This window comes from Parapedobacter deserti (assembly GCF_042646065.1).
Lineage (GTDB): Bacteria > Bacteroidota > Bacteroidia > Sphingobacteriales > Sphingobacteriaceae > Parapedobacter > Parapedobacter deserti.
Window position 1 is genome coordinate 312,945 of sequence record NZ_JBHRTA010000038.1, and the last position, 12,666, is coordinate 325,610.

General features: G+C 51.2%; 8 protein-coding genes. All 8 read left to right on the top strand.

Annotated elements, in window-relative coordinates:
* Positions 1–11 precede the first annotated feature (11 nt).
* The 8 genes from ACFOET_RS14000 (at position 12) to ACFOET_RS14035 (ending at position 12,663) form a co-directional block, all read left to right on the top strand.
* A complete protein-coding gene (locus tag ACFOET_RS14000; protein WP_379023694.1) occupies positions 12–1,577 on the top strand; it encodes a RagB/SusD family nutrient uptake outer membrane protein in 1,566 nt (521 codons plus the stop codon).
* Between the two features lie 89 nt (positions 1,578–1,666).
* Complete coding sequence (locus ACFOET_RS14005) at positions 1,667–2,641, top strand: phosphatidylinositol-specific phospholipase C (protein WP_379023696.1); 975 nt, start codon at positions 1,667–1,669, stop codon at positions 2,639–2,641.
* A gap of 185 nt (positions 2,642–2,826) precedes the next feature.
* Positions 2,827–3,426, top strand: coding sequence for an RNA polymerase sigma factor (locus ACFOET_RS14010; RefSeq protein WP_379023698.1), 600 nt, complete (start codon positions 2,827–2,829; stop codon positions 3,424–3,426).
* A 75-nt stretch (positions 3,427–3,501) separates the two neighbouring features.
* Positions 3,502–4,482: a FecR family protein gene (locus ACFOET_RS14015; protein ID WP_379023700.1), complete on the top strand. Its 981-nt coding sequence runs from the start codon at positions 3,502–3,504 to the stop codon at positions 4,480–4,482.
* A 151-nt stretch (positions 4,483–4,633) separates the two neighbouring features.
* Positions 4,634–8,281 carry a SusC/RagA family TonB-linked outer membrane protein gene (locus ACFOET_RS14020; protein ID WP_379023702.1) on the top strand — a complete coding sequence of 1,216 codons (3,648 nt, stop codon included), beginning with the start codon at positions 4,634–4,636 and terminating at the stop codon, positions 8,279–8,281.
* A gap of 30 nt (positions 8,282–8,311) precedes the next feature.
* The gene (locus tag ACFOET_RS14025) at positions 8,312–9,958 is read left to right on the top strand and encodes a SusD/RagB family nutrient-binding outer membrane lipoprotein (protein ID WP_379023704.1); all 1,647 of its coding nucleotides are present in this window, start codon (positions 8,312–8,314) and stop codon (positions 9,956–9,958) included.
* A gap of 55 nt (positions 9,959–10,013) precedes the next feature.
* Positions 10,014–11,387, top strand: coding sequence for a PhoPQ-activated pathogenicity-related family protein (locus tag ACFOET_RS14030; RefSeq protein WP_379023706.1), 1,374 nt, complete (start codon positions 10,014–10,016; stop codon positions 11,385–11,387).
* A gap of 43 nt (positions 11,388–11,430) precedes the next feature.
* Entirely contained in the window at positions 11,431–12,663 is a 1,233-nt protein-coding gene (locus ACFOET_RS14035; protein WP_379023708.1) for a fibronectin type III domain-containing protein, read from the top strand.
* Positions 12,664–12,666: the final 3 nt, after the last annotated feature.

The following is a 12,666-nucleotide window of genomic DNA, read 5'->3' on the forward strand; positions in this document are numbered from 1 at the left end:
AAATGAAGATCATGAAAAAGATAATCATCAATAAGGTAATAGGTGCCGCGCTTATCGTACTTGCCGCACAGGCTTGCTCCGAAAGCTTCACGGACTTAACACCTAAGGGGAGCGTGACATCCGGCAACTATTGGAGTACGGAGTCCGATGCGGTTTCTGCAGCCAACGGCTTGTATGAGCACTGGCGCGACGATAGCATGTTCGGCCGGGGTTTATTTTGGTTCGTCAATGCGTCCGACGATATGGTCACGGGGCGTACGGATGCCGGCTCGGCTGCCGTGCGCGACTTCGTCGCTACAGGAAATGAAAGCCGCGTCAACAGCATGTATAAGAAATTTTACCAGATTATCCAGCGCGCCAACAGCATTTTGGTGAATGTGCCGGATATGGCGATCAACGAAGAGGTAAAACGCCGGGTGTTAGGAGAAGCCTACTTCATGCGGGCCTACGCCTATTTTTATTTGACCCAATATTACGGTGATCACCGGGCAGGTCTGCCCATTGTCACCGAAGCGAATATGAATGAAGCACGGTTTGCCCGCCCAACCCATGTCAGCGAAAATTACCAGCAGATGGAGCAGGATCTGCTTGCAGCGGCCGAATTGCTTCCCTTGGTTACCACCTATGGTGCGAATGATCTTGGACGTGCGCATCGGGATGCTGCCTATGCTTATTTAGCCAAGATGTACCTGCACTGGGCACGCTATGATGCCAGCAAGTGGGCCGAAGTGGTACGGTATTGCGATATGGTGACCAATTCGGGCTCGGGGCGCGCCCTCATCAACACCGGTAATCCACAGGAAGATTTCGCCAGCGTATTTTACGTGGAAAATAATTTCTCGTCCGAGTATATCTTCTCCGTCGTATCCAACACTGTACGTGGATGTATCCTGCCCGCCGTATTGTTTGAAAATACCGGGTATGGCCTGTACAATGGATGGGGATATTTCCACCCTACGCTTGAACTGTATAATCACTTTGAAGCAGGCGACCACCGCAAGAAGGCGACCATCTTGGAGTTTGGCGATACCTTTACGTTATTCGGAGAAGAAAGAAAATACTATTCGTCCAATTCGTGGACCGGTTTTCAGTTCAATAAGTACATGCAACCTTTCCGGTTCCCCCAGGAGGTCCATCTTAACCCGAATGGAGATTACCCCACGTCTAACTTGAGCGTGCCCTTGGTGCGGTATGCCGATATCCTGCTGATGAAGGCAGAGGCGTTGATCATGCAGAACCAGAATGCCGATGCGCCGATCAACCAAATCCGAAATCGTGCCGGACTCCCATCAATTACCGGAGCTACCTTGGCCGACCTGAAGCGCGAACGGCGCTCGGAGTTCGCCGCAGAATACACCGACCGTCACGTCGATTTGGTGCGTTGGGGTGATGCACAGGAGGCGTATAGCAAGCCAGCCACCGGCAGACAACATGCAAATAGGGACAACCCCAATTCGCCATACACCGTTACGGAAGTGTGGCCGGCCCGCAATTTCAATCCTGCTATCCATCATGTGTGGCCGATCCCGCCGGCAGATATCACCAACTCCGGAATTAGCCAGAACGAAGGGTGGTAAAATTGCTCAAAGCCATGCTCCCGATCAAGGAGCATGGCTTTTTCATCTCGGTTGTACGTTTTATTTATTGTCCACTAATTTATATCGCTATGAAACGTTTTTCAAATCTTGTCGCCTGTTTTCTCGTTTTTTTGGCCGGATCATCCTGCCAGAAGGGTGGCACCCCAGCTGAACAGTTTGTTGCCGAATCGTTGGCTGATGGCCTTAGTGAGGCGTTGCCACTGTCCTACAGTTCGTCCAATTGGATGAGCGCGTTGCCCGATCACTCGATGCTCCACCACCTCAGTATACCTGGAACACACGATAGTGGAGCACGGCATGAGCCGTTTCCGGGCACTGCCAAAACGCAGAACCTGAGCATCGGCGATCAGCTTAACGCCGGTGTCCGTTTCCTGGATATCCGATGCCGTCATTTTAATGACGCCTTTACTATTCACCATGGAGCCGTCTACCAACACCTTAATTTTGACGATGTGATCAATGCTTGTAAGTCTTTTTTGGCGGCCCATCCGTCTGAGACGATTGTCATGAGTGTAAAGCCTGAGCATACTGCCGAAAATAATACGACCACATTCGAGGAACGGTTTCTTGCCTATGTAGCCCAAGACCCGGCGTTGTGGCACTTGGAAGACGAGATTCCATCATTGGGAGACAGCCGTGGAAAGATTGTACTATTCCGTCGATTCGGATATAACGGAGCACTTGGAATAGCAGCTACCCCAGGCTGGGCAGACAACGCCACTTTTACGATCAATCGGCCAGGTTACCAGTTGGAAATACAGGATGAGTATCAAACAACCCCTCAAAATAAATGGTCGCGGGTCTCTCAGTTTCTTGAGACCACAAAGTCGACCGGTTACCCGGCGAATAAAGTGCTTTATGTCAACTTCAGTAGCGGCTATCGCAGTATTTTAGGAATCCCCAACATTACTTCGGTGTCTAACTACGTCAACCCAAGGTTAAACGATTACTTAAACGGACAGTCAACTGCTAAGTTCGGAATTATCGTGGCGGATTTCATCAACGAAGATCTTTCAAGGGCGATATATGAGACAAATTTTTAGCAGTAAAGAAGCGTGGTATTTATATTGGCAACCCAATGTAGACCGTTGGGGAGAACGCAAAGCCTAACGGTAGATAAGGGAAGATGGTGCTACTGTACCTGAATCCGATGTACCGTTGCGGTGGTGGAAGCATTGCAAAATTAACCGCCACTTAACATTTGCATCGTAGCTTTGCTTTCGAAGCGATGGAAGCGATAGACGCCATATTACTTAACCGCCTGGGCCAGGGAGATGCACATGCCTACACGGTATTGTTTGAGCGTTATTGGAAATTTCTTTATGCCGTAGCCTACCGTCGCCTGCATGATGAGGAGCTCGCGCAGGACATTGTGCAGGAAGTGTTTATGCAGGTATGGGACAAACGGGATAAACTTACGCTGACACCGGAGTACATTGAATACTACCTGCTTAAGGCTGTCAAAAACCGGATTATCAATCACTATACCTCACAACGGGCAAAAGCTGAAGTATTGCAGCGGGTCATGCACCGCATGGAGGCGGTCGTGGAAGAATCGGCTTATCAGTCGAGCCGTTACCTCGAACTGGAACGTTTCCTTGACGAACAGGTGCAACAATTGCCGGACACCATGCGGGCTGTCTTTTTGATGCGGAGCGACAGTCTTTCTATCCAGGAAATAGCCAAAAAGCTACACATTGCTGAGCAGACTGTAAAGAATCACCTCACAGAGGCCTCCCATAGGCTGCGTAGTTCACTGATTAAAAAATTTTCGGACGAAGAGCTTGCGGGATTGATCATAGCTATTGTGGTCTTAACAAACAATTAACCTATTCTTCTTGCAAAATTAAGGTACTTGCGGCTGGTCGACTTGTATTCCTTATAAACACGCGAAATAAGGTCTGTGGACAAGAAACAATTTAAGCGACTGTTGCGGGACTACCTCCACGACAAGTTAGGTAAGGGCCAAAGAAAGCGGGTAGACGAATGGTTTGATTCGTTCGGGTACGGGCAGGATGTCGAACCGCTTCGTGACGAAGAAAAGGCGAACCGTATACACCAGGAACTTGCAAGTCGCCTCCAAACGCACACACGACCACCACGGCGGGCATCTCGGCTTTATGGTTGGTTTCCCAAAGTAGCCGCGGCTGTACTGTTGATGCTCATGGCTGCTTGGTGGATATGGCGCCCGCACGAGCGACTTGGGAACCCTCTGGAGCTAAGTGCTATCCTGCCGCCATCATATGACACCATACGCACTGATGCAGGCAAAATGAAGCGTGTGGTCTTGCCCGATCAGTCGGTGATATGGCTGAATGCCAGTACTCAAATCCATTACGCTAGCCGGTACTTCGGGCAGCACCGGGAACTGGTCGTCGACCATGGCGAAGTCTTTTTTGAGGTGACGAAAAATCCGGATAATCCTTTTATCGTACATTCAGGCGCGGTAAGTACCAAGGTATTAGGTACGTCGTTCAACGTAAAGAGTTACCCGGAGTTGGACTACGTAAGTGTACACGTTAAGACGGGACAAGTATCGGTATCTGCACAAAACGGTAACCTGCTCGATACGGTTGGTGCTGGCCATGGCCTGAAGTACCATAAAGAAGGGAAAGCCTTCCAAGCAGACGATCGCTTTGCGGCAGATGCGGGAAGCTGGATGGAAGGGCGAACCTTGCTGGACAATGCAACGTTTGCAGAGTTGGCCTTAGTAATGTACCACCGCTTTGGCGTAACATTACAGACCCAATTGCCCAATGCTCCCCATTTCCGATATACCATGACTATCCTGCAACAAACTCCGCTCGATGAAACCATGCGGCTTATCTGCGATATTCACCAAACTAATTATAGGAGGCAAGAAAATGAAATAACGATATACTAACTATCCGCAAATAAAAAAGGGGGCAATGCCCCCAAAAGTTGCTGCCAGTCAACAGACCGCTAAATCAAGAGACTGGCCACAAGGAATCCGAATAATTTAACTTAATCGAATGTACAAATATATGAATATAAGTGATAAGCTATTTCAGTTCATGATGAGAACATTTTTAATCATGGCTTCTTTCCTCACTTGCACACAGTTACTTTGGGCCTCCTATACCAGCGCTCAAGGGATGCAAGACAGGGTCAGCATCTACTTTAATACCGAAAGTCTTTCTGATGCCTTACTGAAACTAAGCAAGAGCCTATCTGTGCAGATGGCTTACGATGCGACGGCATTGAAGCTAGCCGACCACACGGTACAAGCAAAACGTTTTAAGGAAACGGAAGCGGAGGAAATACTCCAATACTTATTGGCCAATACGGATATCACCTACATCGAAAGCGAGGCAGGGATTGTGCTCACCACCCAAACGGCTGTCCAACAAATGGGAACCATTAGTGGCCGCGTTGTGGACGACCACCAAGAGCCGCTGGCGGGAGCGACTATCCGGGTGGTCGAATTAGGCCGCAGTACGGTCTCCGATGCCAACGGTTACTTTTCCGTCAACGTCCGTCCGGGTACCTACACCGTGGAAGTCACTTATCTGGCCTACGGGAAAACCAACCGGTCGGGCATCGTCGTCACCGGCAACCAAAAGGTGGCGGTTGACTTTAGGTTGTCGGCTTCGTCAGATGAGTTAAACGAGGTGGTGGTGACGGCGTTGGGCATTAAGCGAGAAGAACGCTCATTAGGTTATGCGGTAGGCCGGGTGAAGGGCGATGACCTGAGCCGGGTGGTCAATGACAACGTGCTTACCGGAATTGCCGGTAAGGTGCCGGGTGTTTCGATCAGTTCCACTGGTGGTACAGGGTCCTCGGTAAGCATGGTTATTCGTGGCGCCACGTCGTTAAACAACGACAACCAGCCCCTTTTCGTCATTGATGGGGTGCCCGTGGCGAATACACTAAACAACATCGGGCAGATTGGTAGCGATAACCGTGTGGATTACGGCAATGCGATTTCCAGCTTGAACCCGGATGATATTGAAGAAATCTCGATCCTGAAAGGGCCGAGCGCCGCGGCGCTGTATGGATCACGTGCTGGCAACGGTGTGGTGCTCATCACCACAAAGTCTGGCAAGAATGCGGACAGGATGACTATTTCGGTGACCAGCAACACCGTATTTGACGTGCCGTATAAATTCCTCGACATGCATTCAAAGTTTGCGACCGGCGTGCTGCCGCTCACGCCGGACAATCCGTTGACCGGGGGCAGGCTCGTCATCGAAGAAGGATCGGCCGCCGGTATGGGTCCAGAACTTGATAAAGGATATCTGGCTGTGCAATGGAACAGTCCTGTAGACGAAAACGGGAATAAAATTCCCACGCCATTGGTTTCTCATCCAAACAATGTCCGAAACTTTGTGCAAACCGGCATTACCTCCACAAATGGGATGTCGATTGCAAACAGCAACGGCCGGATGGATTACCGCATCTCCTATGCAAACATGAGCAACCGCGGTATCATCCCCAATTCAGACCTTTTCCGCAATTCATTAAACATCAACTCTACCGTTAAGCTCCATGAAAAGGTCTCGTTGGGCGCGCAGGTAGATTTCAGCCGGAATAACTCCAATAACCGCCCGGCTAACAACCGAGGCGCCAATCCGATGGAATGGGCATATAAAGTTTCGCCCCACATCGATATACAGGATTTGCGAAATTACTGGGTAGAAGGCAGCGAAGGCGTGCAGCAGCTTTCGCAGGCGCCTGGTAACTACAACAATCCTTATTTCCTCGCGTATGAAGTGAACAATGCATTTGTGCGTGATCGCGTGTTTGGAAACCTGCGTGCTGATTGGCAAATCACGCCTGAGCTGAGCTTCATGGCTCGCTATGCCCTGGATCTTTATAGTGAAGAGCGCGAATCGAAAATCCCGTTCAGCTACACGAACGAACCGCGGGGAGCTTATGGCATCGTCAACCTCAGCCGTCATGAGCAAAATGCCGATTTCCTCGCGTCATACAAAAAGACGTTCAACACGTTTAACGTATTGGCTTCCGTCGGTGGAAATTTGCGTTACCAGCGCAACAGGGATGTCATGACGAAGACGAAGAATGAATCGGGATTGATTACCCCCGGTCTCTATGCGTTGGGCAACATTGCGCCGGCGAGCCTGGACTATAGCAGCTACCTTGCGGAAAAAGCGGTAAATAGCGTGTATGGTTTGGTAAACGTGGGATATCGCGATATGGTGTACCTGGATCTAACGGCTCGGAATGATTGGTCAAGTACGTTGCCCGTAGACAACCGTTCGTACTTTTATCCATCGGCATCGCTGAGCTTATTGTTGGACAGGATGTTGAAGCTGCCCAGCCAGCTTAGCCTGCTAAAACTGCGCGGTGGCGTTGCGCAGGTGGGCAACGATGCGAATCCTTATCAGCTAACCAATGTGCTTGGCAATGCCGGTGCGTGGGGTGGAGAAGTAATTCAGCTCACGAAACCGGGTACGATGTTGACACCTACCTTAAAGCCGGAAAAAGCCACTTCATATGAAGTCGGCTTGGACATAGCCGCCTTGCACAATCGGCTTCGGCTTGAAACAAACTATTACAAGGTGGAAAATGAAAACCAAATCATCCCAACCTTACTGCCCGGATCCAGTGGCTCCACATCGATGAACGTCAATGCAGGGTTGCTCGCCAGCAGGGGCGTGGAAGTGGTCCTCGGCGGTACGCCGGTAAAAACGGCCAATTGGATGTGGGATATCAACCTGAATTGGTCACGCAACCGTACCCGCATCGAACGACTAAGCGATGGCATGGAGTTTTTTACCTTTTGGACAGAGGGGCGGGGTGGTGCCCGTACGTATGTCGGTGAGGAAATCGGGGACCTCTATGACTCCAAGCTGGTGACTGTGGAAGATCAAAACTCTCCGTACTATGGTTTTCCCATTTTGAATGACCGTGGTTCATGGCAGGCGATACGCATCAACAATACCCGCAATAAAATTGGCAATTTCAACCCTGATTTTGTGATGGGCATACAGACGGCATTGACTTATAAACGCTTTACATTCAATGCAGCATTTGACATGCGCTTCGGAGGCGATTTTATGTCCCAAACTTACCGGTATTCCGAATCGGACCTTAAGACCCAGCGGTTCTTGGACAACCTGATTAATCCCAACGGGCTTAGTGGTCAAGACTTGCGCGATTACTTGGTAAACAATGATCTGGTGCGTGTCAAAGGCAATAGGTTCAACATCGTCGGCGGACCGACGGCCGAGTACGGCGCTTTCCCACTAGTCATGGACGGAGTCAATTATGGCAATTTCGCTGTCTTCAATCCGGGTGTCATCGCCGTGTACAATGATGCAGGCGAGGTCGTTGACTATGTAGAAAACCTTGGCGGCCCAGGCACGAGGTATCTGCCATACGCAGACAATTATCCGTGGGACTACATGCTGGCCTCCACGTTTGACGCTTCCTATATCAAACTGCGTGAACTTTCGATCGCCTATGCTTTGCCCACCGCTTTCGCGAAGAAACTCGGTATGCAAAATGCATCGCTATCTGTATATACCCGCAACCTGATTTTGTGGACGAAGGCGAAGATCGGCGTCGACCCCGAAATGGCGTTCCAGCCAGAAAGCGGTGTGCAGGGCGGCGGTATCCAGTTTAAGCAAGGCATAGAACGGTATAACGTAACACCGTGGGCGATGCCTATCGGATTTAGATTGGCGGTTACATTTTAAGGTAAAATGACTTGAATTAAAAACACAGCAATGAAGAAAATAATAGCTATCGCAGCACGATTTGCATGGGTGGTTGCACTGGTAGTCATCAGCGGGTGTAAGGATCTTACTGAATTGAATATCAATCCCAACGGAACCGATGAAGCTACGGTAAACCCCAATTTGATTATGCCTACGGTATTGACCGAAGCAGCAAAGCGGTACCTTGATTTAGGGTTCCAGGACATCGCCGGTGTGGTGCAGCATACGCAAAAGGACGCATGGGCGGGCTCGCACAATAATTATGAATGGCTGGGTAACCAAAGTTGGAATGGAGACTACGGCATTCTGCGCAACAATGCACTGCTGATGAAGCGTGCAGAAGAGGAAGGAATGGACTTCCATCGGGGAGTAGCGTTGGTGATGAAGTCATTTATGTTCGGTTTGATTACCGATTTATGGGGCGACGCACCGTATACACACGCGTTGAAAGCCGAAGAAGGAGGCGTGGTCAATCTATTGCCAGCCTACGATAGTCAGGAAACAATTTACCGGGGTATCCTGGCAGATTTGGAAATCGCAAACACCTTGCTTTCGAGGCCATCGGGCGAATACCAGTCCGTGTTGAGCAGCGCAGATGTCTACTTTGGCGGAGACCCCCACCTTTGGCGGCAGTTTGCCAACGCCCTCCAGCTGCGTTATTATATGCGCATCTCCGAAAAACTCCCGGAAGAGGCCAGGGCCGGTATTGAACGTATTGTGGCAAATCCCACACAGTACCCGCTCATTTCGTCGAGCAACCACGACGTCGCGATGTCGTATCGAGGCACATCCGCACTCGACTCATGGCCGTCCAACACATTTACGGATGTCAGCGGCAGTAATTACCGCCGTGTGAAGATGTGTGCCACACTGGTGGAGCACCTGCAGCAACGGCATGACCCACGCTTGGCCATTTGGGCAAAACGGGTAGAGATTCCTTTGGTGGTAAGCGGTGCCTTCCCGGCTGGTACGGATGAGGTGGTTAACGGGAGACGGCACCTTTCACCCGACGTGGTGGCGGGAATCACGATAGATACAGACCCAGATTATGTCGGGTTGCCGCCGAGCCATTCAGCACTGCCATCGGCATACAACCTCAATCCCACGCCTGGACAGACATCTTTTAATCCACACGTCTCCTACCTCAACGAAATGTATATGGATGCGAGTGGTCCGTTGCTAAAGGCGAGGTTACTCTCTGCTGCCGAAGTTTCGTTTATCCTGGCCGAAGCGGCGTGGAAAGGCTGGAATGTCGGCGATGCGGAAGCGCATTACAACAACGGCATCCGGGCATCGCTGGAAAGCTGGACGGTAGGCAGCGCTTATGCAGACTACATCGCCGGCGCAGACGTATCGTACAACGGTACGCAGCAACAGATCTTGGAGCAGAAATGGATAGCCAGCTGGACAGCAGCCACTGAAGCTTGGTTTGACTACCGCCGTACCGGATACCCGGCGCTCCAGGCAGGCCCGGCAGCCCTGAGATCCGTATTGCCGGTGCGCTATTATTATATGCAAGATGAACTGAATATCAACAGGGCAAACGCCGAACAAGCATTGCAACGCCTCGAACGGACGGGATACTCACAAGCCGACGGGAATAACAGTGCTTGGTCTAAGCCCTGGTTACTTCAGGATACAGGCAAACCGTGGTAATTGCAATAAACACGTTATATTTGTTTGGCCGGTAGGTCAGGATACTAAAAAGAGAATGACACGAACGTATCGCAATAATCAACCTATCCGGATGGTCGCCCTGGCGGCCATCCTTTCATTTTCGATCACGAACATTTTTGCTCAAAGCTTCATAACCCCTGCGACGGCGCTGCAACGTTACGTGGATAAGCCGGATTTGACGTTTCGGTGGGAAGTCAAGGATTCGGTACTCAACCCGTCAGAAACGGTTTATCAACTGCTACTGGTCTCCCAAACCTGGAAAGATACGGTGTGGACGCATCAACTTTCCGTGGTCGTGCCGAAGCACCTGGAGCATAGTGGAGCCCTGCTTTTCATCACAGGTGGCTCGGTACGTGACGGCTTGCCACGTTGGAATGATAACCCCGAAGACCGGCAGCTGGCTGCTATGCGCATGATTGCTACATCCAATCGTGCGGTCGTAGCTATACTGCGGCAAACGCCCAACCAACCGTTGTACGGCGGCCGCACCGAAGACGAGCTTATCTCCATGACCCTGCACCGGTATAAGCAAGACAAAGATTACGAATGGCCGCTGCTCTTCCCGATGGCGAAGAGTGCCGTCAGGGCCATGGACGCTGTGCAGGCGTTCACCGCTGGACGGCTGACTGCGCCGGTGGATAGATTCATTATTTCCGGGTTTTCCAAACGGGGATGGACTACATGGCTCACGGCCGCCGCCGATGGGCGTGTGGTTGCCATAGCGCCTATGGTGATCGATGTACTCAATATGCCGGTGAGCCTGCAGTATCAGATAGAAACCTGGGGCGACTACAGTGTGCAGATTCAAGACTATGTACGCTTGGGTATCCCGCAAAGCGCCACTACTCCCGATGGTCAAGAAATCACCACGATGGTAGACCCTTACGCCTACCGCAAATCGCTCACCATGCCCAAAATGCTGTTCATGGGCACCAACGATCCGTATTGGGTAGTCGATAATGTAAAAAATTACCTGGACAGCATCCCCGGTGAAAACCGGCTCCATTATGTGCCCAATGCGGGGCACGACCTGGGTGATGGCCAGCAGGCGATGAAGGCATTAAGTGCGTTCGTAGGAACGACGTTGGGGAACTTGCCCTATCCGGAAACCGATTGGACGTTGAAGGCCAGACGCCGTAAGGTAAAACTCCGCGTGGCGGCTACCCCAGAGCAGCTGACCGACGTGGTGTTGTGGACCGCCACGTCTGCTGATAAAGATTTCCGCGAAGAGCATTGGACGAGTACGCCATTGGGGATCCAGGGCAAACCGACCATCAAGCTTAACCTCCCCGTGCCGTCCGAAGGATACCAAGCGTATTACGTAGACCTCAAATACCAAAGCCCCGTGGGCGGTGAATACACGCAAAGTACACGGGTGTTTGTGTTCGGGCCCAACGGAGTATTGTAAAAAGGGGGTAATATAGAAGCATGTAAACAAAACGTTCACCATCATGAAAAGATTAGTAAAACCGTTGATCCAATTGGCGCTGACTTTTGCGCTTGGATTCGCTTGGCTTCCAGTCGCATGGGCACAGCAATTTGAGCCGGGTGCATACCCTGACCGGGTGGTACTCACCTGGTCCGCCAACCCGGCAACCACCCAGACGGTCACCTGGCGTACGGATGCGTCGGTCACAAGTGCCAAAGCGCAGGTGCGGCTTGAAGATGGAACACCGGATTTAGAAACCGGCGCGGTGGAGTACCGCGCCGAAACGCGACCGTTCACAGGAAAGGAAGGGCGGGAAGATCGCTACCACCATGTAACGTTCACCGCACTGAAGCCCGCTACGGTATATGTATACCGCGTGGGGGATGGCACGCACTGGAGTGAGTGGTTTCAATTTCAGACAGCTGCTACCGGCCCTGAACCTTTCTCGTTTATTTATCTTGGCGATGCCCAAAATGACATCAAATCAAGATGGTCCAGGACCATCCGCCAAGCGTTTCGCCAGCAGCCCGATGCGCGGTTTATCATCCATGCCGGCGACCTGATTAACCGGTCGAATACCGATGCCGAGTGGGGCGAGTGGCATTATGGTGCAGGATTCATCCATTCGATGATTCCAGCCCTACCCGTCCCGGGCAACCATGAGTATTTCCGGGACGCCCAGGAAAAACCCACACTTGATCTGCATTGGGCCGCCCAGTTTACATTACCACGCAACGGACCAGCGGGCCATCAAGAATCCGTCTACTATGTCGATTATCAAGGCGTGCGGCTCATTGGTCTTAACACACAGCAAATGGGTGTGGAAGAAGGCTCCTTTGATGCCCAAGTAGCCTGGCTCGAAAGGCTGTTGCAAGACAATCCGCAGCGATGGACGGTGGTTTTCTTCCATCATCCGCTGTATTCAACCTCCAAAAAGCGCAGTGATGATAACAAGGAAGCAAAAGCACGGCTTAAGGCATTGTTTGACCAGTATCGGGTCGATCTGGTATTTCAGGGGCATGACCATACCTACGCGCGTGGCAAGGGGCCAAACGCAACAGCGTCGGGACCCGTTTATGTCCTGTCTGTCGCTGGCCCTAAAATGTACAAATCGGATTCCGAACGGTGGATGGATGTCTCCTTGGTAGATACCCAGCTTTACCAAACCGTACAGGTGGCTGGCGACAAGTTGCAGTACCAAGCCTATACCGTGGCCGGCAAACTTGTAGATTCGTTTGAATTGATCAAACAATAAAGT